Origin of the sequence: Paenibacillus eucommiae, from assembly GCF_017874215.1 — a bacterium.
Classification (GTDB): domain Bacteria; phylum Bacillota; class Bacilli; order Paenibacillales; family NBRC-103111; genus Paenibacillus_AI; species Paenibacillus_AI eucommiae.
The window spans coordinates 1-23,889 of record NZ_JAGGLB010000012.1; the positions used below are offsets into that span (position 1 = coordinate 1).

Sequence of the window (23,889 nt, forward strand, 5' to 3'; positions counted from 1 at the left end):
AGGTGCTGTGGAGGGGGCTCCAAGTGTTTCGCAACGTCTTGGATACGTATCGATTCTTACTGTAAATTTCCGGAAACGTTGTGGGGCAAGCTTAGACTACGGTGACCATTAGCGCACGTGTTACCCTCGCCGATATGAAAATAGCTATGACAAGTACCGGGCTGCTATAAAGCTGGCATTTTCGTAGCATTTAACCGCCATCGAATGTTAGCTTGACTGTCAAGCACTGATTATTAGGTTGAGCCTCTTTTTTAATTTCATTTCCCCGACTTCGTATCAGCACTTTTTTCTATAAGCCCTTTGTCATCACCCCCTTAAGTTCGAAGTCCGAAGTTCGAAGTTCGAAGTCTGAAGCCCGAAGTTCAAAGTTCAAAGCTAGAATTCAATCCGAATCAGTGAAAGTGGTGGAAGCTCCACAGCAGCTCCTGCAGAGGGAGGTTCCGTTATCTCCATAGGGGAGTTTGTATCCTTCGCAGACATCTTGTTAGCCGAACGCCATTCTAATGAAGGCAGCTCTACCTTGGCCGATCGACAGGATGAGCGATTGCTGAGATACAGCCATAAGGATCCTTTACTGCGAATCGCGAAAGCGTCCACCATCTGAGCCCCATCTTCCCATTCCGGCTGCTCCAGCTTCACTGGAACCATCTCCCCTGGAAACACTGGGCGATACAACCGGTACAGCTTGGCAATCGAAGTCTCCGATATCTCACTATTATCGTTACGAACCATGCCCATGATATTAATTAAATGATAGTAATTGGCTACTTCCATATCTGGAGCCAGCCTGGCAAGGGCCTGAATCATCCCCACATAAAACATGCCATGCCGAACATCATCAGGTTCGTAGAAATCCTTGCCGTCCCAATGAGAGGCCGTCGTCCAATAATTCCACTCCGTTAGCGCAACCCGTGCTGATGAACCATGCTTACGGCAGTCGGCAATCAATTCGCGCAAATCTGTAACTATTTTTTGGGCGCTATCTGCTGCATTAATCATTTGCTTCTCAGGCTCTACATGCCACTGGCCTTTATAGCGGTTGAGCGAAATTACATCGAACAGCTCTTTCGCTTCCTTCAACACTTCTTCGCGCCACAGCGAATCCGGCTGCCATACGCCAATCGAGATAGGCTCACCCAACACAACAATTCGTGCTTTTGCGTAGCCTTGCCGCACACGCGGAACAAAAGCTTGCAGAGCCTGCACATACATCGCTGCATCCATGTGAGCCAGCTCCCACCTGCCGTAATGCTCGTTACCCATTTGAAAATAAATAACCGGTGGCTCTATACCTCGCTGACTATACCAATCCGTACAATACTGAGCCCACTCCCCGGCTTCATCAGGTGTTCCCGTACCGATATTAATCGCCAGGAACGGTTGGATACCATGCTTGCAGCACATTTCCAAGTATTCTTCAAAGCCGAAATCATATTCAAGCCGCCCTTTGTTAACCGGGTCCTGGCAAACTTCCCGGAGATGAACCGGCCCCGTTCCCTTGCGCCAATGGTAAGAAACAGAGGTACAGCCGCCGGGAAAGCGAAGATTAGGCAGCTCCAAGGAGTTGATCAGCTCCTGTAATTCTTGATTAACTCCTGGCTCATTCAGCGGACGCAAGTGAATTTGATCAAAATATACCGCTCCAGGACCTTGGACAGCTACTACAAAAACAGCCTCTGGATCACTGGCGGGACAATCCAAAACAACGGTATATTTCTTCCAATATGCACTATCAATCTTAAGCTGCTGCACGCAGTAGTCGGGGGCTGAGGCGGCAAGCGGCCGCAGCGAAACCTCTATCGTTGCAGGCTGATGACGAACCATCGCCCAAATTTCTGCTTCCAGGCGCTCACCAGCCTTAATTTTGCGGCCCGTTTGTAATAAAGAACCACTGGAGCGATCGGCATAAACAAGCACCAATTGGGCCTCTCCACCGTTCATCCCCATACCTTGAACGAGCTTATATTGTCCAGGACCATAATGAAGGCCGCGTGGCAACCAGCCCGGGGCAATGCCACTCGGCCCTTCAGGACCAGCAAACTTGGGATTATCAAGACGCTCCGATAACAGCACCCGATTCGTAAAAATGCCCATCTCCAGATTGGACCCCATAATCCCCGCTGAAACGCTCACCCCTTGACCTTCACTAATCTCCACCCGATATGTCATCTTAAATCTCCTTTTCTCTTTTCATCATTATTCATTTAATCTTATTTTTCTTATTCAATGCCGCTGACATATGTAGTTTATCAGCAGGACCCGTATCGTTCTATGTAATAATCATGACATTATCCTGTTTTCAAATAAGAATTTATGTAATCCCACTTTTCATGCCATATGACATCTTCACATGAATTTTAATGACTTTTCATCATATTTACAGTATGATTAATGCAGATACAAGTATAATGGGATGATAACGGATTAATGATGGATTGATGGTGGATTGATGATGAGTTGATGATGGATGTAGATGGATTAATGATGAGTTGATGATGGATGTAGATGGATTAATGATGAGTTGATGATGGATGTAGATGGATAACGAGTTGCTGAGCAGTCGATGATGGAACGATGAATGGAGAGGGATAGCATGAATGGAACATCCCGAAGTGGAGATGCCGCTTTACAGTTTGAATTAAGCAATGGACGATGGATGCGAATTTATCCTGTTGCCCCCCATACGTTCCGGATCCGGATGAACAGCTCGGGACAATTTACCGAACCTGCGCTAATACGCAGCGGCATTGTTTGTCATCCCGATGCTCTGTGCGAATTTGCCGCAGATCGATCCGCTCATATGGTATACATACAAGCCGGACAAGCTGGACTAGCCATCGACACCAGGGACGGCCAGTTCCGCTTCATCAAGCCTGGCGGACAGGAGCTCCTTGGCACCCTAGCTGCGCCAAAATGCGATGTCCCCGCCGGTTTCAGCATTACATTTATGCTACACGATGAAGAAGTCTTATATGGAATCGGTGACTCTATGGAGGGCCGTTTACAGAAGCGTGGACAAAAAGCGGATATGTGGTGCAATAGAACTTACCCTTATATTCCTGTTCCTTTCGTTATGAGCAGCCGAAACTGGGGCCTTATGCTCGTCACCACCCATCGGCATGAGTTCGATCTGGGCTGCACAGATAAAGATGTATTCAGCCTAACAAGCCCGGAGGGGGAACTTGATCTCTATCTATTTGCCGGCAGCAGCTTCAGTGAGCTGCTGGACCGGTATACGAACATCTCCGGCAAGCCTAAATTATTACCTATATGGGCCTACGGTCTTTCTTTTATCGGCAATGAAAATACGAATGCCCGCGATATTATTCATGACGCCCTCAAATTTCGCGAAGCCGATATTCCTTGCGATCTGATGGTGCTTAATAACGGATGGTCACAGACTGGCGACGATGGTTCCGCTAATCATAAGTGGCATCCCGATCGTTTTCCCATGCCAGCTCGTTCTTCTTACAGGCCTATGTCGTTCATCGATACCTTAACCATTCACGGTTTCAAATTAAGTCTGCGGTCCTTCTACGATTACGATTTTGCCTCTAGCGAAGAACGCCCTCAAGCATTAATAGCTGACGGAGCAAATTCCTTTCAAATACTTGAATCCGACGACTGGGAAGCTCATCAGCAGCCTCCTTTGATATTGGGAGTGGAGGAACAGGAGCAGCACAATCTATACCCGGTATTACTGGTAAAAAAGATACACGACGTATTCCTTCATCAGACAGGACTGCGGCCTTTTATCGTACATACGAAAGTTGGTTATACCGGTATCCAGCAGTTCGCTGCGACACCCTCGGGCCAATATGGAAGAATTGATGAGGCCTTGGTTGCTGTCTTAGGATACGGTCTTATTGGACATAGCCATACAACGATCAACATGGACCTGAGTACCCGAGAAGGCATTCATATAGGATTTCTACAGACATGGGCGCAAGTCAACAACTGGTCTGACTTATGGCATCCTTACCTGCTTGAGGACTCGATGCGAAAATTATTTCAGAAATACGCCAAGCTCCGCTACCGGCTGATGCCCTATCTGTATGCTGCTGCACACGCAGCTGCCCGCACTGGTCTGCCTGTCGTACGGGCGATGCTGCTCATGTATCCGAATGATCCAAACTGCCGGGAGCTTCAGCATCAATACATGCTGGGCGAGTTCCTGCTTGTGGCAGCTTTTTCGAAACCTGTCTATTTGCCTGCTGGTATTTGGATTGATTACTGGACGGGCGAGCGCTACAATGGACTGCAAACTTTGAATTACACCATTCCGGACGGAACCGGGGGCCCGTTATTCATTCGCGCGGGTGCCATTATTCCTTATTGGCCAGATATGGATTACATCGGTCACAAGAAAGTGGAATGTCTTACCTTACATGTGTACCCACATCAATACAGTGAATTTGTTCTGTACGAGGATGATGGCGAGACCCTTCAGTATACGGAGGAACAAATTGCAGTCACACACATTCGCTGCGAAGCAGATGGAGAACGAACACGGGTCGACATTGCCCGGCGGATTGGAACCTATAACGGGATGCCTGCACACCGCAGCTATGATCTGGTCATTCACACGGAAAGCAAACCACTGAGTATTTCTATAAACGGCAAGCCACTACTCGAACAAAAGCACCCTTCCCGGACAAATTCGGCTTCTTCCGGTTGGAGATATACCAGGCGTGCAGGAACGATACAGCTTCATGCGGAAGAAACTACCCGCAAGGATTCGCTGCAAATTGAGATCGTTTATCCAGCTTCAGCTTCCCGCAAAACGAAGAACCGGACAGAGATGCTGGAATCCTTCCACGCTGCCGATCAAGAAGCGGTAAACTCAACTTTACACCCGCTGACAGTACTCCATACTGCCTTAAACAATGGCGATCCTGAGGTTATGAAGGCTGCTCTGGATGACTGGTGGACGCGTTTATTAATCAAAGCTGCTGTGCCCAGAAAATGGCGGCTTCATCTGTTGAATGCGGCTTTGCTCGCTATCCGCCATGCCGAGCGTCACGGCGGGATCGCTGAAGATGTTTTCGGCCAAGATCTGGACACGCTGTTTATGCTCCAGAACGTCACAACGCCGAACCAAGGGCTTGATCTGCTGCAGCGGCTATTTGTTCAAAGCATTCAGCAAGCCTGTGAACCAGTCATGCCTTCCCTGCATCCCGCAGTCCGTGAAACAATTGCCATCGTCAAGCGGGACATCGCAAAAAAGCTTTCACTGTACGAAATAGCCGCACAAATTGGCTCTCACCCTTCTCACCTAAGCCGATTATTTCTCAAGGAAGCCGGCCTGTCATTTACCGATTTCACGCTGAAAGAGCGTATGGAACGAGCAAAAGAGATGCTCGAAGCTGGCCTGAAGGTTCATGAAGCCGCTGCCGCCACAGGCTTTACCGATGTTCCTTATTTTTCCAGAACCTTCAGCAAATATTGGGGTGTACCTCCTGTTACCTTTAAAGGCAGCAGTTAATCATGTGGCGTTGCATGATCGCGCTCCTACCATAAATTATCTGTTTGCAAACAAAAAATTGGCATGAAATCAACCGCCGCCTGAATAGATATAAGTGAAAAGGGCTTTTTTCATTTTATCTTAGGTGGTGCTGCCTGTTATGGAATGGCTATGGATCATTATTGCAGTCGTTGTTGTCATCGCAATTATTATCGCAATTATTCGGGCCAACTCGCGCTGGACGGTCGTTGAGTCAGACGCCGGAGCAAGAATCGATCGGATTTATCGGCTTGAGGCCTATCTGAAGGCTCAAGGGGTGAAATCAACAACATCTCCAGGGGTCGGCAACACCATTCAACTCAAAGTACTGAAAAAAGATGCTGAACGCGCCAAAGCTTTGTCCCGTGAGTTCGAGCAGGAGGTGTAAAGCGAGGCGTGCTTGTGTTGTGGAATGAAGCGTATACCGAAAAAAAGCGCAGCGCCTAAAACGGCGCTGCGCTTTTTTTATGCAGGTAAGGCTCCCATATACAAACTACTTTACATTATCGAACTAAGGTTTTGTGATAGATAAATTGAAATAAAGATTTTTCAGATGCCAAAACTGAATTGAAAAAACAAGGCATTTTCGTTATTCTATAAATGATAATATTTCTCATTTATTCTGTATGGATGGAGGCAACTGATGGAAAAATTTTCGAACTATCCTTTTATATACCGCCAAAAGCATGAACAGCCGGATTTCATAGTGTACCTGGAGCTATGTCATGAATGAGCTCCAACGAATCGATTCGCTTTGGTTCAAGCTGCGATCCATCGAGAAAGTTCAATCCGGCGATTGGCTTTACTCTCTAGGCTACTTGTCTTCCCACCTGCTGCTGGTGAATGTCGATGGCGAAGCACAGATGACTGTCAACGGCAGTTTGCTGCGGCTTGAGCCTGGCTGTGCGTTCATCTGCCTATCGGGCGATCTGCTTAGTATTACTCCGTCTAAGGACGGCAATATGTTCGTCATGGAGTTCGATACGCTTGAGGACAAAAACGGTTTGGTGGCGGGATTGGAGGTAACGAAGGGCAGCAGCAGCTTCCTGCTCCAGGGGTCCATTTCTCTCTCGGATGCTGCGACAGCGGAAGCTCTGAGCTGCAGGGCACTTTTGGACTGGCGAAGCGAAGGCATGCGTGGGCGAATGAAGGCCCAAGCCGTCTTTTATGAGCTGCTTGGCCTTCTGCTGGAAGAAGCTAGCTCAGAAGCAAAGCCTGCCGAAGAGGCGCTGTTGCGGACGATTGCTTATATGGAGCGGCACTACGACCGGAATATTACGATCGATGAGCTGGCCGAGTTGGCAGGACTTAGCCGATACTACTATATGCGGCTTTTCAAATCATCTTATGGCATAAGCACTATGGACTACTTGACAGAGCTTCGGATGAATAAGGCCAGACGTCTGATGGAAGTTTCCAAGCCGAAGCTGCGCGAAATTGCCAGACAAGTCGGGTACAGCGATGAGTTTTATTTCATCCGTAAATTCAAGCAGCAGGTAGGCATCCCTCCGGCCACCTATATTCGCAACCGGGAGCGGCGTATTGCAGCATACAGCTTCCCGAATATTGGCCAGCTTCTGGCTCTCCAGATCGTGCCGTTCGCTGCGCCCATGGACCAAGGCTGGACAGATTTGTACCGGCGTAAGTATCAAACTGATATTGTTACGGAGCTCAGTCATAATTACGAGTTTAATCTGGCAGCTCTTCGCGCGGCTCAGCCTGATTACATTATTGGTGTTGATGCATTTTTGCCTCCGGAGGAACAGGAACGCATCCGCGCGATCGCGCCTTCATTGTTCGTCCCTTGGGGGAAAGACGATTGGCGGGGGCATCTGCGAAGTATATCGGAATTCCTGGACATGACCCAGGAAGCGGATGCGTGGCTGCGCAAGTATGAGAAACTGGCTGCTGAAGTACGCAGGCGGTTCCAGAGCATCGCAGGACAAGAGACGGTACTTGTCGTTCATTTAAACAAGGAAGGATACAATGTCTATGGAAGCAAAACGGTGGCCGGTGTTCTATACGAGGATCTGGGCTTGCTGCCTGCAGGCTGGTCCGCCGGGATAGATTACCGTGAAACTGTGGAGCTTGAACAACTGGCACAATTCGGCGCCGACCGTATTTTGCTGATGTTTCCCCGTGGGGAAGATATCCAGGTCCAATGGGAAAGATTGCAGCATTCAGAGCCGTGGAAACAGCAAGCGTCCATGCTCAGCAGCAAGGTTACTCCCATCGCCTTTTGGCCATGGTTCGATTACTCAGCTTTCTCGCAAGCGAAATTTCTAGCGGCGGCGCCTGCAATCTTCGGATTATAATAATCCCCTCACCTGTTGTTTGCTAAGTCCAGCTTTATTATATCTTGTGACCTTCGGTCCGGTAGGAATAGCGTTTAAGTTCTGCGGTGACCGGTGGAGGCACCATAATCCATGGCGGTTGGGCACAATCTTCTATGTTCATAGGGGCATGCATTGGTTATACTAGTAAACGAAACTGATAATCATTATCATATAAGGAGAAAAAATAATGAAACTGTCCCTCAAATTTCTTTCCCTCCCCGCGGCCCTTGTGCTGCTGGTCATGCTGCTGGTAGCTTGCGGAGCCCAGTCACCAGCAGAAACAGCCGCGGAGCCTACGCCGGAGTCGACCGCTAACGGACAAGCAGCACCAACACCTGAGCAGCCGAAAGAACTGGAAACCCGTGTGTTTAAAGACTACGCCGGACGAGAAGTCACCATCCCGTTACACCCTAAACGCATAATTGTCAATCAATTCATGGGGCATTTACTTGCCGTAGGCATGAAGCCTGTAGGCGCTACCAAACCGCAATTAACTCAATTCGAGGACTCGTCCTTTCTGAAACCGCTTGGCTTGACGGAGGGTGTGGAAGATCTGGGCGATACGATCTCGCTGGAAAAGACGCTGACCTTAAGTCCCGATCTGATCATCGTTCAACAGAACAATGCCGATGATAACAAAAATGTCGAGGAGCTGTCCAAAATAGCGCCTACCGTTGTGTTAAGCTACGGCTCCAAGACAATGTTCGACCAGCTGAAGGAAATTGCCGATATCGCCGGTGTGCCGGAGAAGGCTGAGCAGTGGATTGCCCAATACGAGAGCAAGGCCGAACAATACCGCAAGCAATTGGCCGATGTTATCGGCCCGGATGTCACGTTCACCGTGATGGAAGCATGGCCGAAGTCGGAAATTATGATTTTTGGGAATTTGTTCGGCAGAGGTACCTTCAGTCTCTATAATTCCTTGCAGCTGAAGGCCCCACCCAAGGTGCATGAGGCGGTTATCGATAAGGAGCCTTCGTACTTGAAGGTCTCGCTTGAGACATTGCCGGATTATATCGGCGATTACGTCTTCTTGACCGTGTACGATTGGCAGGACGGTGACAACAGCAAGCTGGAGGAGGAGCTCAAGAATGCTCCGGTCTGGCGCAGCCTGCCAGTCGTCAAGGAAGATCGCGTCATCAAGGTTGATGTCAAAAGCTTCCTTCCCGGAGATCCTCTGTCGATCGAGAAGCAAATGGAGGAGCAAACAAGGCTGCTCCTTGAGAAATTCAAGAAATAAGGTTACTTCAACCGCTTGATGATCCAGACATTTCAGCGTAACCAACCGCGGAATCTGCTTTCTTTGCTGATCAGCGATGCATGAAATGGTTGCAAATGGTTGCCTGATCCGCCATAGCAGCCCATAATCTGCAGTGCATTAATCGAAATTATATCCCCATTTTCCAATCTTAAAGTTAAAAAAAGAAGCCGATAATTGCTTATCAGCTTCTTTTCCATATTCTGCAACTGTCTTCACTTCTTTATTTGGGTATATACTCGAAAAGAAAAGAAGCTCCATTACGGTAAAATCGGGGATCATACAAACCCATACGCTTATCATCATCAACTATAACCACGAAGGGGGACCATTCGTACAGCGTCTCAGCTTTCGGATTCTGCTTGAACAGAAGCTCTAAATCAGCATTTTCATGGCTCGTTAATTGCGTTTCCACCTTGGAGCCACTCCAGATTGAAGCTTTGCTAAGCTCGATGCTATCGCCATTTTTAGTAATTACAGTAAATAGGCCAGGAATGAAGTCTGCGGACAAAGCCACCTGCTCGTTATGCTCGGCAGCCTGCTTGTACAGAACAGCCCCTTGGGCTGATTGAATCGCCACATGTAGAACGATCAAGAGCCAGACTACACGATAGATGCGATGGACGGAACCCCGCTGCTTCTTGTGCCAATAGCGTGCAAACAACCAGCCACCGAGCATCAGCGCCCAGAACACAAGATCGACAATCGGTACCGTTCCAAAGGTGATGCGTGCCGAGGAAAAGGGCTCAAAGAAACCGGTCCCCCAAGCGTTGAACAGATCACTGGTATTGTGAATAAATACGGCCAGAGCTGCCATCAAGTACCAGCGCCACCCTCTGATTTTCCAAAAAAGTCGAAGCATAGCAGCAATGAAAGCAGCCCAGACCGGCACCATAAACAAGGAATGAGTCAAGCCACGGTGCCACATTTGATAGCGGCCAGCTGTGTCCCATAGGGAGGAGATAACGTCAATGTCAGGAATTTGTGAGCCCGTTACCGTGGTGAAAAGTAGAGCCGATTTCTCCCTTACCGTCATCTGGCTGCGGTCAACAGCTGCGTATAAGGTTAATCCGAACAATGTATGAGTAATAGTATCCATAACGATAATTATAAAGCTTTTCCCTGCACAATGCGACAAAACACGGCAACTAAAACACATAAAAAACACAAAAAAACAAAAAACACATTATGTTATTAATGTGTTTAAAATCGATTATTTAGGTGGTTTGGTTTATTCGGGTTATTGGGATTATTCAGGATCATTCAGGGTTACTTTTGAGTTTTAATTTGGCCTCGAATTTCTCCGTTTGGATTTTGAACCGTGTGGACATTTACATAGGCGTTACCTTTTTGAAACTCATTGATGAGATGGGCCAATGATTTACCTGCAAGAGGTCCCACCAAATCACTTGCGGTTATTACGCCTCTAATGACTCCTTTTCTCACGGAGATGCCAAATTTAGATGGACCAAACAAGAAAACGACAACGGGACCATTAACTCCTCTAGGCCCAAGATGAATATGCCCCTGTGTTACGTTCGCGATATTTCTGACCACAAGCTGGAATCTCAATCTCTTTTTATCTCTACTAAGATGAAAAATAGCATCTCCAGAAGCTAAAGTTCGTACTGGGGGGACCTCTTCCCTACCCGTTAAGCATGCAATGAAGGTTTTAATGACTACTCACTCCTTTTCTTCAAGATACATCATCATATTTCCGAAGAAAGAAAAGGGTTTGTACATTAATCAATAAAACTGCGCATGTTTAATGAGAATGGGCATGGAAATTATGAATTGTTTTAATTCGGCACATTACAGATAAGCCGCTCAGCAGCCCACCTCCCCGGAATTAAGCGTATGCTTCTTCACTTAACGATGTTTTTCATCGTTAAAGTAAGAATGTGGAGAGGACCTGCTACTTTAACGATGAAAATCATCGTTAAAGTGCAGGTCCTCTCGGTTGTACACGCTGGTGTTGCCGTTCTTCAGCCCCAGCGGCTTGGTCTGCCAGGAAATCTCCTCCAACCAAGAGAAAAACACCTTGCTGGCAGTCCGTTTGAGCTTGGTGTTCGTGCGATTCGTACGATTGTAGCTGAGAAGAGGGAGGGGGTGTGGGAGGAAGCGCGATAGCGCCCGCATTTAAAGATTTGTTCCAACCTCCACATCCATTCATTCAAGGGAACAAATCTTTTACAGCGGCTGGAGCCCACAGCCATTCCCTCCGTAACGCACCCAAGTCCCGAACACGCTCCTCAAAGGACGCCCAGGAAGGGCGTCTATCTTATTACTTCAGCTTCATGATCTGCAAGGTCATAACCGTTGCTTCCGCACTGGTTGCCAGCTCGTTCGGGCCAAAACGATTGTCGTCAGCGGCCTCTATAATTCCATTCTTGCCCGCTGCGTCCACATAACCTCTTGCCCAAGAGGGGATCTGAGCATCATCCGCATAGGAGGTTTTGGCCACCTCGGTAACGGAAAGCTTCAGCGCGCGAACGACCATCGCCGTCATTTCCGCGCGGCTGATTTGAGCCTGCGGATGGAAGCCGCCATCTTCGTAGCCGTTGACGATGCCGTTCTTCACAGCAAGTGCTACAGCGTCACGTGCTCTTGCATCGATCTGCTCCGCATCCGTAAAAGCAAGTTCTGCTCCTTCACCTTGCAAATCCAGCGCACGCGCCAGCATATAGGTGAACTCGTCACGGCTTACGTTCCGATTCGGATCAAATTCCACTCCTTCAAAGCCAGTAATTAAGCCCGCAACAGCACCACCATCCGGACTATTACTATTGAAATCATTAGAAACGATGTAGCCAGGTAAACCAGGATCTCTCCGGTACTTGCCAAGGTTCACCCAATCATAAGACAGGGAATCGCTCTGCACCTGCCAGATTTCGTATAACGAGTAGCGCCTGTCACCCATTTCATCCAGCACCATCCAGCCTGTCGCCCCTGCATAAGCTCCAGAAAGCGTCACTAGCTCGCTCTTTAATTCCTTTGCATCCCCCGGCTTGTCCATCTTTTGAAACACAGCCGCCAGCATCCATGGAATATCATAGGCAAAAATAGCTTCTGGGGTAACCGCTGCACCCAGCTTCTTCTCAAGCTTAGCCTTCACATCTGTATACAAAGGATTAGAATCAATACCAAATGTAACCCCGGTAAGCTTCACAGCAGCTGCAAAAAGAGCCGCCTTCTCACTCGCTAACAGGGAGGGGCTAAGCGTCAACGTATCTGAACCAAACCAGCGAACATCCTGCAAGGAAGCCGTCTGCTCAGCCAGCTTGGTCTGCCCGGCCTGACTGAAAATTTGATTAGCTTCATCAAAGGAAACCAGCATAATGCCTGTTGCTGAGCGATCTGCCTTGGATGCTTTCAGCCGCACTTCAATCTGCTCGATCACCGATTTGAAATCAGTCGTGTTCGATTCATAGACAACAGGCTCAGATGCTGTCCCGCCAAATTGTCCGAACTCTTTCACTAACAGCTCTGACAGCTCTTTGCCATAAATATCATTGCGGTACACCGGTATGATGTGACGCATATTTTCCTGCTCCAGTAAAGTAGCAAGTGCATTCGCTTGTTGACGGTCGCTTGGCACTACCCGGAAAATCCCATCATTGGCTACACCAAGTGATGGCGCCGTACTGCCATAACTAATAACTATCGTACCCTGCTCATCCGACCACGCTTTTAAACTAGAAACTTCTGCGCTGGAGCCGGTAATAAAAATGTGCGTTCCATCTGCACGAAGCAGTTCTGCCTGCTTCAGTGCCTCTGCCGGATCGTTCTGGCTATCGATTACCTTAAGCTGGAGCTGATAATCCATTCCGGCTTTGGCCAAATATTCATTCGCTTCATCCACGGCTAGCGAAATTGCTGTTTCTTCGATCTTTCCTTTGGATGCAAGTTCACCGCTTAGCGGAAGAATCGCACCAATGTGAATCGCAGCTGGTTTCTTCCCAGTATCAGAACCGTTCGTCTCCGCACCGGCATAGGCCGGAATGAGTAGGGTGAAAAGTAACAGAATCGTTACTGCATAATTAAATCGAAAAAATCGTTTCGGTATCATAATTTCTCCTATTTCTCCTTATCACAAGACATCTCGTGGTGATGAATTATCTCATATTCCCAATAATACTTGCACGGGATTCCTGCATCTTTTTCACAAAATTAGTCATGACATCAAAAGCTTCATTACGCTTATTTGATAATGATTGCATTCTAAGCATATCCATCTGCTGGCTGTTCCCTGCAGCATCTATTTTTGATTGCAACTCCTTAACCAATGTTTCATCTCCGTTTTTACGAGCCTCTGCGAGCTGCGTATTTAATTCGACAATCAGCTGGTTCCGTTTCTGAACTTCCTCAATCTGTAATTTCAATTGATTCTCAAGAAGCTGCGTCCTTTGGGATTGGACCATTAATAGTGCCGTCTCAATATCCATGGACGAAATCTGGATCATGGTTGCTCCATTTTGTTGGAGTTGAACCTGCTTCTGCTCAGCCAGCGTAGAATTACCGCTGCTCTTGGCAGCTTCGATTTCCGCTGTAAGCCTAGCTTGATCCGCCTGCAAGCTGCTTACCGCATTCTGCTTCTGGCTTATTTCTCCAGCGTAAGCATCAGCTGCTGAGGCTGAGGATATAGCTGCCGTTGAAGAAACAATGGCTGCCAAGGTGAGCACTGTAAGTATTTTTTTGGTAACTTGCATTACAATCATTCCTCCTGATAAAATATTCAAAAAAACCAATTGGAAATAAATACCATTTTGTTGCTTGGCGCTATTTCTGCTGTATTATACCATAAATTGGTCTGAACATATAGATAAACGCTCATTGTTTCATCATTGTTTCACAGATTGCTTACGGAATTTCAAAGGGGGCTGCCCCGTATATTTGCGAAAAGTTTTAATGAAGTAGGCAGCATCATTGAAGCCCACCTGCTCACTGATTTCCTGAATGGAAAGCGTGGATTGTGTCAGCAGCCGCCGGGCATGAGCCACACGTGCCTCAGTGACATACTGCGTGTAGGTAATTCCAACTGCTTGTTTAAAAAGATCGGATAAATACATCTTGTTGAAATGCATTTTTTCGGCCATGGCATCCAAGGTGAGGTCCTCATGTAAATGAGCATCGATATATTGCTGGATCGAACGGATTTTGCTGCTTCCTGCTTTTTTCACAGCTGCTGAGGATAGGCGCTCCAACTGCTCCACACATGAAACTGACCATTCATATAGACCTTCGAAAGTATTGAAATGCTCTACTGAAACATCCAAAAGCCCCTCGCTGGAAGGTAACAGTGAGGCAGCCTGAAATTCATTGTACAAGGCGTTTACAATTTCACTGAAGCACATACGGATTTCGTTGTCACTCAGGCCAGGCCCTTTATGCAGCCAGAGGTTTCTCAATTCTTTTGTCAACCAGGCATACTGCCCTTGAAGCAAATTATTTTTCCATTCTGCCAAATCGATACGCTGCGTCCCGCTCCCTGCTTGCTGAACGGAGCCAGATCCGTACGCATCGATATCCCCCCTGCAGTGGAAATGGCCCTTTTGGGCATTCATCCTTTTGTAGCATTCAGGAAGCTTATCGACAGATACGAGCAGCGGATGATACAAAGCTGAAACTGCAATACCCAGCTCGCTCTGTAATTTTTGCTGCAGCTTATGAGTAATCTGAACTGCAAGTGTATGGGCCTCAGAACGGCTTAAGCTGTTAGAAAAAGCAATAATCGCAAACAAAGAGCCTTCATGCAGTTCGGTAATATCCGATTTGTATGAGGCCAATACTTCTTCTGCGACTGCTGCGGCACGAGCTTCCATCTCTGCAGGATTTCTCCATAAGGTGGAGCTCTTCCTGATCCATTTGTAATCATCAATTTGAATGTTTATGATTTGCAGATGATCCTCAGCGCTGAAGCTGTAGGGTTCGGCATGAGATTCTGCCACAGCGCTTAGCGTTCCTGCCAGCCAGTGGCGCAAATAAGCTTGCTTGCCAAGCCTGTTGAAGGAGCCTCCCCGCTTCTTGTCCTCTTCTTCCAGCCGCAGCAGGATGGGAGCCAGCTGCTGTTCTGTCATCTGATGCTTGAGCAAATAATCAATAACACCAAGCTTAAAAGCTTGGCGTACATATTCAAAGTCCATATAGGAGCTGAGCACAATAATTTTCGCATCCCGATTCAGCTTCAGCATTTCTGTACAGAAATCTATCCCATCCATGATCGGCATACGGATATCCGTAACAATTAAATCGGGCTGCAGACGTTTGTAATCATGAAGTCCTTTTAGCCCATTGTCAGCCTCATAGATGTGATCGTAGCCAAATTTCTGCCAATCGATGCTTTCTTTGAGCCCTGCCCGCACGAACGGTTCATCATCCACGATAAGCACGGATTTCATCTGCTGCCACCCAGCCCTTCATTGTTAGCTAGCGAAAAAATAATAACAACCACAGTTCCAATACCCGGCTTGCTGAACATTTGCACATCGGATTCTCCATCCGCAAAATGATGGGCTATCCGCTGCCTCACATTGTCCAAACCGACGGCGCGGCGCGTGCCCGGATTCAGCTTGTCATGAATGCCCACCCCATCATCGATTACTCGAATCTGGCAGGTGCCCCCCACACGCTCCACCTTAATATGAATGCCTCCCGGACCTTCTTTGGGATAAATACCGTGAAAAATAGCATTTTCCACCAGCGGCTGCAGTAAAAACTTCGGCATAAAGACGCCCAACAAATCGGGATCAGCCTCAATGTTCAAATGGATTCCGAACTCCGTACGGAACTGATGCAGCCTCACATAATGCTCGATTAGGCCTAATTCACTGGCTAATGTCGTCACCAACCGCTTGGATTTTAAAGAATCCTGCAGCAGTTCAATGAGCGAGGTAGTCAAGGTTTCAATTTCACGGGTCTTATTTTTCCTGGCAAGAAACACGGTCAAATTCAGTGTGTTATATAAAAAATGCGGATTAATCTGTGCCTGCAGAGCTGCCAGGTCAGCTTCCTTCGCCTTCTTTTGCTCCTCTATAATATCAGCGATCAGGCTGCGAATCTGATGATTCAGCATATTGAACCGCTCTGTGATCTCTTTTACTTCTGCCGGGCCTCTTACTTCCATTTCCCCTAAGGCCGCACCAGAGCCTAGCTGACGCATAGCAACCATCATCTTTTTAAGCGGCCTTATGACCTGACGGCTCAAAATCATCGTAATCACTAGCGCACACCCATAAGTAATCAAAACAAGTAAAATCGATTTATTCCGCAAATCACTAGCTTCCTTCACCATCAGTTCATAAGGGACGACCTCATATACGAGCCAATCCGTCACATTAGAGCTTTGGCTTACAACCACATATTTCTTATTGTCCTTCATCAAATCGGTTGTGCCTGTTTCCTTTACATGCAGCAGACTTTGCGGGTCAAGTGCATTTCCCTGCTGATACAGCAGCTGACGGCTCTGATTGAACACATACACAGAGGACCCTGGCTGGGGATTCTCGCGAAAAATTCGTTCAAACATTTGAATATCAATTTCGTAAATCAGTGTCCCAAAATGCTCCGTAAACTGGACCGGGTCATTAATCTGGCTCAGGTGAATCCAATGTTGATCGCCAAACCGGTAGCTGCCCCTAAGCAGCTTGCGTTCCTCAAAATCCCGATATCCCGGAGAATGATACAACCGTTCCTGATCAATAAGAGTACTGTCGGACACCATTAAATCGGTGCCAGAGGTGGAATTGTATACCTCTCCAGATTTGGACAGCAGAACGATTGACGCCAAATATTCCTGACTGTATTTATAGCCGCTGAGCAGCTCTCTAATTTTACTGATATTCTCACCTTGCTCATATGGATTGTCCGGATCCAGCTTCCGCCCCTTCTCAAGCAGCGCCCATAAAACTTCATCCTTGACAATATTGACAGTAAGCCTTGTAAAATCTGTAAAAAAAGTATCCATCGATTCAACCGCATGATTCGTATCATATTGAATAAGCTGCTTGGTCTTGTTGGCAATGTTCGTAGTGAAGGCCGAGTAGCTTATCATAATGACGATGATCAGAGGGGTTAGCACGGTTAAAGAAAAATATACGACCATTTGCGTCATGAGACTTCTTGATGACAGTCTGATCCTGCCCGGTCTTATACGAAATCTCATAACAAGCTCCCCCTCTGCCCGGCAATCTTACCTTCAGTCTACCTGCTACAAAGAACTTGTCAATAGAAGGTCTATAGGGAGATGCTGGATGGCTCGATGCTGCCGCTTTCCTTCCATTGCTCGCACAATTGCGGAACAAGAGCGGATAAGGAAGCATAGCCAGTCTCCGTGATGACGAACGATTCTTCAATCCGGTTGGAGCCGTCAGGATGGCCGAACAAGCTGATGTCCGTGTTGACGGTCATGCCTGGCTGGAACACCTCTGTGGACGCCTCGTTCGGATACGGCGATTCCGCTTCAGCTACTCCGCAGCCATGCAGCGGCGGATACAGATCGTACTGGCTCACCCCGCTTGCGCGAAAAAAGTCTTTAACAGCCTTAACCAGCTCAGACTGCTTGCCGCCTGGAGCAAGCTTGGATTTCGCAGCCTCATTAGCGCCGATCAGCAGCTCGATAAATTGTTTTTGCTGCTCTGCCATGTTTCCTACGACAAAAGGAAAGTTGATCGTGGCAATATAGCCTTCGTATTGAACGGATAACGCCGCCATCACCATATCACCATCGGCAAGCTTCTTGGACGTCGCCCGTCCAATAATCGTATTTACGCGCTCACCGCTTGATACAAGGCAAAAAGGAACTACTTCCGCTCCCTCGCGATAAGCCGCCTCATGTGCCGCCGCTGCCAAATGATGCTCCGTTGCTCCTACCTTGGCAGCAAGCAGCAGCGCCTTGTAGCCGGCATCGGCAATCCGTGCCGCTTCCTTCAGACAAGCAATTTCGTCTGCTGACTTCATTAGACGTGCTCCCGTCAACAGAAAATTGCCGTCAACGATTTCACATCCCTGCAGATTGTCTGCCATCGCCATAAATACCTGATGCGACATCGCATCCATGCCTATAATGCCGGCTTTCTTCAGCGGCGCTGCCTGGCGTATTTCTTCGAAGACATTGTGGAAGCTTGTATACGCAGCATTCGGGTATTCAATTTCCTCCGGAACCGTCACACAGGCAAAATCGGGAATGACCCGGATATCGTCCCAAGCGCTCGTTTCCCGGCAAATCATCTCCCCTTCCGGAGCAGCCAGCAGGATCGGCTCCCCTTCAAGCGGAACAATCAAAGCGCCGCGCTCAAACAGCGCCCAGAAGTTGCTGACATACCGCAAATTTTCCCGTCTGTATTCATCTCCATAAATAATGCAGACATCCAGCTGCTCTTGGCTCATCCGCGTTCTCAGTTTCTCTATTCTTTGTTTAAATTCTGCTTTCTGGATTTTAATCATGTAGATACCCCTCCTGGATTATGCTGTCTTTTTTCTGGCTTACATCTGGAACTGGCTAATTAAACGTATACCTTTTGAGGCAGTCGCTTAACTGTGGACAAATACACGCCAATAAGGGCCTAACCTGCCACGGGGGCCAAAAAAGACCCCTCCAAGTAACTATTTTCCTGCACATTGCAGGTATTCTCGGCCCATAACCGATTTCAGGTGAAAAAGCCGTCTTGTGGTGTCCTCTGAAGTACGTGTTGGTGACGCAGGTGCGTTTCGGAGGGAAGGGATGAGGGCTCCAGCAGCTGGGGCTGAAGAACGGCCCCGACAGCGTGTACAACCGAGAGGACCTGCTACTTTAACGATGATTTTCATCGTTAAAAGCATCCGTTCCGCTCCAATCCTTACTTTAACGATGAAAAACATCATTAAAATCCCTTTTAACCACCCTGAGAGGCCATCCGTCCTCTTTTAACGATGAAAATCATCATTAACGTGACGGATTGAGCTGAAACACTTACTTTAACGATGAAAAACATCGTTAAGTCAAGCACACGCTGGACGTAATCCGCACGCTATTGGCTTGCTTGGCTACCAGCTTGCTTTTACGTAAATCCAGCCGGACAGCTACTTTATAACCTCTGGCTTATCTATGCTTTTCAGAAACGCTTCTCCGTATTTGACTCCCGCCTGTGCTCCCCGCATCAACGCTTTTCCTTCAATTTGCTGCAGCGCCCCGGACACAACGGTACACTGGGAAGCATATGCTCTCATTGCCTCCATCTTGGCCTCGAAGGTAGCTTCGATGTCTACGATATGGGAAACGTGTGCCAACAGCTCGATGACCTCAAAATAATACAGCGATTTCGCCTTCCACGGCTCCCCAAGGTCGAGCGATGCGTTCCAGCCCGCCTGCCAGAAAGCGTCACTGACGATTGAGGCTACCGCTTTATGCGTGTTATATTCCCGCCAGTAATGAGTGAAGACGATATCTGGCTTGTATTTGCGGATTGCCTGCAAGCACATTTTATAGGTCGTTTCATTTGCTGGGATCGCATAATCTCCATAATCATAAGCCTCGTAGGTATGAATACCGAGGATATCCTTAACAACCTCCCGCTCCTTGCGTCTTATTTCTACAATGTGCTCTTTATCCTTCAAATCTGTATAGCCCTCATTACCATTGGCGAACATCAGCACGTTTACTTCTATACCTGCATTTGTCATCTTTTTGATGGTGCCGCCAAGACCTAACACCTCATCATCCGGATGTGCGCAAATGACAAGCGCTCTCTCAATATTCAGCATATCTATCTCTCCTTTTTAGATTTTTAGATTTTTAGATTTTTCTATTCTTCTATTCTTCTATTCTTCTATTCTTCTATTCTTCTATTCTTCTATTCCTGATCGAAATCAAGCTCCAGAATGACCGTCCCTCTTCCAGGAACCGTTACATTGAAGTAGGTCCCTCTCGGGCTAACCGGCGTGCCAGGGAAATCTGTACATACTTTGATTTGCGAGATGCTCCGCCCGACATCAATTTTGGGAGACTTATAGTCCAAATTTCCGTTCGCAATGAGCAACCGCCAGCGATTCTGATCGATTTCCATTGCATTAACGCTTATTTTTGAGCTCTGCTCCAGCACTTTTGGCGATTCCGAGCAATTACCAATCCATGCCACACACTCCTGAAGGAACGTATCCGTTACAGCCGAGAAATGAAGCCCTTGCACCCAAGAAATCGCATCATCAATCGTGGAGCTATCGGCAGCACTATTCCCAGCGTCATCCCTGCCCGTTTCCTCCCACAAAAACTCTGGCTTCGACGAGCCTCCATCTGGATATATGGCCATAAAATAAGCATCCCTGCGCTTAGATTCATTAGATTCATTAGATTCCACATTAAGCTCAGCTGCAGCAGCAGAAAGTCCCAGACTGGCAGCACGATCCGTCATTTTGCCAATCAGAATGACCGGTCCTTTGGTATAGGCCAGCACACTTTGCAGTTCATCCTCCGGCCACAGATGCGCATTCGTTACGAAAACCGGCCCTGTCAGCAGCTCCAGATTCTCAATATTTGCCGCGGCATACACAGGGGCTCCGAGCGATATAAGCGTATGCAGCCATTTGTGGCTGGAGTAATCTCTCGTTTCAATATAATGATGAAGCTCAGTAGCAAGCATCTGATCCGACCATAGGAATGTGGCGCCAATCAGGCGTTCAGGCTGGCCATTAAAACCAAGCTCCCAGCGGCGGTTGATCCACTTCCATTCCTGCCGATCTATACCGTCTGCCAGACAGCCCATCCACCCCGACGAACAGCGTTCCAGCTGCCCTTGACGGTCATAGCGGTATACGTTCGGCAAGGTTAGGATATCTCTTTCCAGCACAGCCGGGGCATGACGCAAGGCGTCCCAACGCTCGGTCGTATCCTGAATTGTATTCAGGCAAATCAGCTTGGTGTCGGGCACGTAGCTTTTGATCAGCATCAGTGTCGCCTTAAACTCATTGCAGGGCTCATACTCCATTCCGCCTGCTCCTAAAGTCAGAGCTGCTGCTCCCGCCTCAATAACAAAACCGTCAATCCCCGTATTGGCCAAACGCTTGTAATCCACACCAAAACGGTACATCGCTTCAAAAGGATCCCTCGTCCACGTCGAATTCAGCACAAACTTCTTCTCCAGCGGATGCAGTCTTGCTGCTATTTTGCGCCAAAACGTCTCCCAGCGCTCCGCATAGAAATCAATCCATTCAAAACGCTTATTCGCCCAAATCCAGTCCGCTCTTGCACGCAGCAGCTCCGCATTTCCTTCGCAGTCGCCGCTCAGCTCTGAAGGGAGCTCAGCCCGGCCTGATGCCGTGAACTGACCGACCATATCGTCCGAGTAATCGGCTTCCGCCAGACTGATTCTCGGGCTCGTATAGCCATCCGCCCCATGATAGCCGTCAAAGCCGTAATCTTCCATAACAGCAGCCAATTGCTTAACAAAAAAATCCTCATAATAGGTCCCGTCTGCAAGTCTGCCCAGCGGATTCAACATCTCCGTACGTTTGACCGAGCTAGTAACGACATGCAATTCAGGATGCTGGCTGCACCATTCACTGCTATAATACTTTCCGTCCAGCTTATAGATGAACAAATCGAAAAAGCTGCAGTATACCTCAACGCCACGCTGCTGCAATTCACTTAAAAGTCCGCGGAGCTGAGTACTGGTCCACTCTTGTCTCGCCCTGTCCCTTCCGTACGGCCTGGCTGTATACGAACATATTTCTGGTGGAAATACACGCTCTTTTTCGCTGCGATCATGAAGGTGCACAAAATCGGGCGAATAGAAAAGCAGCGAAAGCGCAGCAGGTACAAAGCCTAAATTGTCCAAATAAGCGGGGACACCGTAATTCTCCTGTTCATTGTCGAAGCCAATCAGTTCTACCCACAGCCATTTTTCAAAGTTCACAGAAATCCCTCCACCTTTCTTGTGTCGTAAACTTACATCTTGCATCATCCAACCTACACCTTGCATCATCAACCTGCACTTTGTATCATCAACACATTCACTTTGCAGCCTTAACCCTTAACCCCTGACATCACAAAACCATTAATTAAAAAACGTTGAAAAAACAAGAATACCAGAAGTGCAGGTACAACCATTATAGCAGCTCCAGCCATAACAAGGTGAGGCGTAATAAAGCCATATTGACCGACTAATCCCGCAATGCCTATGGGAATGGTCTTAAGCTCCTCACTATTGATCACAATCAATGGCCAAAGCAGCGAATTGTAAAAGGAAATGAAAGCGAGCGTTCCCAATGTTGCCAATGCAGGCACGGAAAGGGGTAAATAAATCCGTACAAAAACACCTAAATTACTGCAGCCATCCAGCCGCGCAGCTTCATAAAAATCACGGGGCAGGCCGAGAAAAAACTGGCGGATCATAAACACACCATATCCCGAAAACAGCATCGGCAGAATGAGTCCAAGGTACGAGTCGATCATCCCCAGCTTTTGCGTAATCATAAACAGTGGAATCAGAACAACGGAGCCTGGAACCATCATGCTGGATATAAACAAGGCGAACAGAAAGGCCTTTCCTCTGAACGTAAGCACTGCAAAAGCAAATGCAGCAGAGGAAGCCAGCACAAGCTGCAGCACAGTAGTCGTGGTCGATACGAAAAGGCTGTTTCCCAAATAACGCAGAAGTGAAAGCTGCTTGAATACCTCTACAAAATTAGACCATTGTGGAACAGCAGGCAGCAGCTTGGGAGGGAATATATAGAATTCATCCAGCCCTTTTAGCGACAAAGACAGCATCCACAGAAACGGGGCACAAAAAAACAAAGCCAGAACAAGCGTGAGCGCATATTTGCCAAAGAGACTAATAGCCAGTGAACTTGTTGGTTTAATTGTAATGCACCCACCTTTCCTGAAACTTCCATTGAATTAGCGTGACGATCGCAATCAGCGCGAACAGAACAGTAGAAATCGTTGCCGCAAGCCCCATATTGAACCCCTTGAAGGCCGCATTTACGATAAAATAAACCAGTGTTGTCGTAGCGTAACCGGGTCCTCCCTCTGTCAATAAATAAACAGCTTCAAAAGTTTGCAAATTGCCGATCACCGATGTAATCACAATAAAAAACATAGTTGGAGAAAGCAGCGGCAGCGTCACCTTGCGAAACACATAGAAGGGACTTGCGCCATCCACTTTGGCGGCTTCATACAGCGTTTCATCAATAGACTGCAGACCCGCTAGAAAAATAAGCATATTGTAGCCGGCTGAGTGCCATAAGGAGAACATGATAACGGCAATAATTGCTGTAAAAGAGCCCGATAGCCAGCCAACAGGAGAAATGCCGAACAAGCTTAGCATATAATTGATGAGTCCAGTGTCCTTCGTGTACATGTTTCCCCAGATTACGGACATGGCAACCATGGAAGTGACAGCAGGTATAAAAAAAATAGAGCGGAACACAGGCTTCCCAAAAGGCAGCTTGTTGACCAAAAGCGCCAGAAGAAGTCCGAAAGCTATCGTTAGCGGAATCGAAATGATGACAAACAAGAGCGTTGTTCGGATGCTTGCGATGGCTTCCTTGTTTTTCATGAAATCCGCCCAATTGTCGAGTCCTACATAGCGGATCGGCGACGTTAAATCCCATTGGAAGAACGATAAACCAAGGCCCATTACAGCAGGCACAAGAACAAAGATGATAAAACAGATCATTGAAGGGAGTATAAATAGATAGGCTGAGAGTTGTCCCCAGGTGCGGTTCATCATAGCCTCCCCTTTCCATTTTTTTGGCGGACAGGCTCTTATACCCGCCCGCCGCATTGCGTGCTTTTTTTACTTTTGCTTTGCTTTTTTATC

The 23,889-nt window shown here is 47.7% G+C and carries 17 protein-coding genes; 5 read left to right on the forward strand and 12 right to left on the reverse strand.

All coding sequences use genetic code 11. From position 1 onward, the window contains the following. Window positions 1-375: 375 nt before the first annotated feature. A complete protein-coding gene (locus J2Z66_RS17675; RefSeq protein WP_209972781.1) occupies window positions 376-2,169 on the reverse strand; it encodes an alpha-L-arabinofuranosidase family protein in 1,794 nt (597 codons plus the stop codon). A 424-nt stretch (window positions 2,170-2,593) separates the two neighbouring features. Here J2Z66_RS17675 and J2Z66_RS17680 point away from each other — a divergent pair, with 424 nt between their 5' ends. From J2Z66_RS17680 to J2Z66_RS17695, 4 genes are all read left to right on the forward strand, one after another. Then, window positions 2,594-5,485, forward strand: coding sequence for a glycoside hydrolase family 31 family protein (locus J2Z66_RS17680; RefSeq protein ID WP_209972782.1), 2,892 nt, complete (start codon window positions 2,594-2,596; stop codon window positions 5,483-5,485). Between the two features lie 139 nt (window positions 5,486-5,624). Further along, window positions 5,625-5,891 carry a hypothetical protein gene (locus J2Z66_RS17685; RefSeq protein ID WP_209972783.1) on the forward strand — a complete coding sequence of 89 codons (267 nt, stop codon included), beginning with the start codon at window positions 5,625-5,627 and terminating at the stop codon, window positions 5,889-5,891. A gap of 337 nt (window positions 5,892-6,228) precedes the next feature. Continuing rightward, a complete protein-coding gene (locus J2Z66_RS17690; RefSeq protein WP_209972784.1) occupies window positions 6,229-7,818 on the forward strand; it encodes a helix-turn-helix domain-containing protein in 1,590 nt (529 codons plus the stop codon). Between the two features lie 208 nt (window positions 7,819-8,026). Next, window positions 8,027-9,079, forward strand: a complete 1,053-nt coding sequence (locus J2Z66_RS17695; protein ID WP_209972785.1) for an ABC transporter substrate-binding protein — start codon at window positions 8,027-8,029, stop codon at window positions 9,077-9,079. A gap of 241 nt (window positions 9,080-9,320) precedes the next feature. On the opposite strand, the gene J2Z66_RS17700 is transcribed toward J2Z66_RS17695, so the two are convergent. After that, window positions 9,321-10,196 carry a metal-dependent hydrolase gene (locus J2Z66_RS17700; RefSeq protein ID WP_209972786.1) on the reverse strand — a complete coding sequence of 292 codons (876 nt, stop codon included), beginning with the start codon at window positions 10,194-10,196 and terminating at the stop codon, window positions 9,321-9,323. Window positions 10,197-10,366: 170 nt separating this feature from the next. Beyond that, entirely contained in the window at window positions 10,367-10,774 is a 408-nt protein-coding gene (locus J2Z66_RS17705; protein WP_209973090.1) for a CHRD domain-containing protein, read from the reverse strand. Between the two features lie 180 nt (window positions 10,775-10,954). Here J2Z66_RS17705 and J2Z66_RS17710 point away from each other — a divergent pair, with 180 nt between their 5' ends. Next, on the forward strand, window positions 10,955-11,227 hold the full coding sequence (locus J2Z66_RS17710) for a hypothetical protein (RefSeq protein ID WP_209972787.1): 273 nt from the start codon (window positions 10,955-10,957) through the stop codon (window positions 11,225-11,227). A gap of 154 nt (window positions 11,228-11,381) precedes the next feature. Here J2Z66_RS17710 and J2Z66_RS17715 read toward each other — a convergent pair whose 3' ends face one another. The 9 genes from J2Z66_RS17715 to J2Z66_RS17755 all read right to left on the reverse strand — a co-directional run bounded on the left by J2Z66_RS17715 (window position 11,382) and on the right by J2Z66_RS17755 (window position 23,796). Beyond that, the gene (locus tag J2Z66_RS17715; RefSeq protein ID WP_209972788.1) at window positions 11,382-13,166 is read right to left on the reverse strand and encodes an ABC transporter substrate-binding protein; all 1,785 of its coding nucleotides are present in this window, start codon (window positions 13,164-13,166) and stop codon (window positions 11,382-11,384) included. A gap of 46 nt (window positions 13,167-13,212) precedes the next feature. Beyond that, on the reverse strand, window positions 13,213-13,806 hold the full coding sequence (locus J2Z66_RS42710) for a hypothetical protein (RefSeq protein ID WP_245375640.1): 594 nt from the start codon (window positions 13,804-13,806) through the stop codon (window positions 13,213-13,215). Between the two features lie 132 nt (window positions 13,807-13,938). Then, window positions 13,939-15,495 (reverse strand): response regulator, encoded by a 1,557-nt coding sequence (locus tag J2Z66_RS17725; protein ID WP_209972789.1) that lies wholly within the window; start codon window positions 15,493-15,495, stop codon window positions 13,939-13,941. Further along, complete coding sequence (locus tag J2Z66_RS17730; RefSeq protein ID WP_209972790.1) at window positions 15,492-17,258, reverse strand: sensor histidine kinase; 1,767 nt, start codon at window positions 17,256-17,258, stop codon at window positions 15,492-15,494. The genes J2Z66_RS17725 and J2Z66_RS17730 overlap by 4 nt, the downstream gene beginning before the upstream one ends. Before the next feature lie 71 nt (window positions 17,259-17,329). Then, the gene (locus J2Z66_RS17735; protein ID WP_209972791.1) at window positions 17,330-18,538 is read right to left on the reverse strand and encodes a M24 family metallopeptidase; all 1,209 of its coding nucleotides are present in this window, start codon (window positions 18,536-18,538) and stop codon (window positions 17,330-17,332) included. Window positions 18,539-19,153: 615 nt separating this feature from the next. Beyond that, window positions 19,154-19,834 carry a PIG-L deacetylase family protein gene (locus J2Z66_RS17740; protein ID WP_209972792.1) on the reverse strand — a complete coding sequence of 227 codons (681 nt, stop codon included), beginning with the start codon at window positions 19,832-19,834 and terminating at the stop codon, window positions 19,154-19,156. An 89-nt stretch (window positions 19,835-19,923) separates the two neighbouring features. Next, the gene (locus J2Z66_RS17745) at window positions 19,924-21,981 is read right to left on the reverse strand and encodes a hypothetical protein (protein WP_209972793.1); all 2,058 of its coding nucleotides are present in this window, start codon (window positions 21,979-21,981) and stop codon (window positions 19,924-19,926) included. A 110-nt stretch (window positions 21,982-22,091) separates the two neighbouring features. Then, the gene (locus J2Z66_RS17750) at window positions 22,092-22,826 is read right to left on the reverse strand and encodes a carbohydrate ABC transporter permease (protein ID WP_209972794.1); all 735 of its coding nucleotides are present in this window, start codon (window positions 22,824-22,826) and stop codon (window positions 22,092-22,094) included. Window positions 22,827-22,923: 97 nt separating this feature from the next. Further along, complete coding sequence (locus tag J2Z66_RS17755; protein ID WP_209972795.1) at window positions 22,924-23,796, reverse strand: carbohydrate ABC transporter permease; 873 nt, start codon at window positions 23,794-23,796, stop codon at window positions 22,924-22,926. Between the last annotated feature and the right edge of the window lie 93 nt (window positions 23,797-23,889).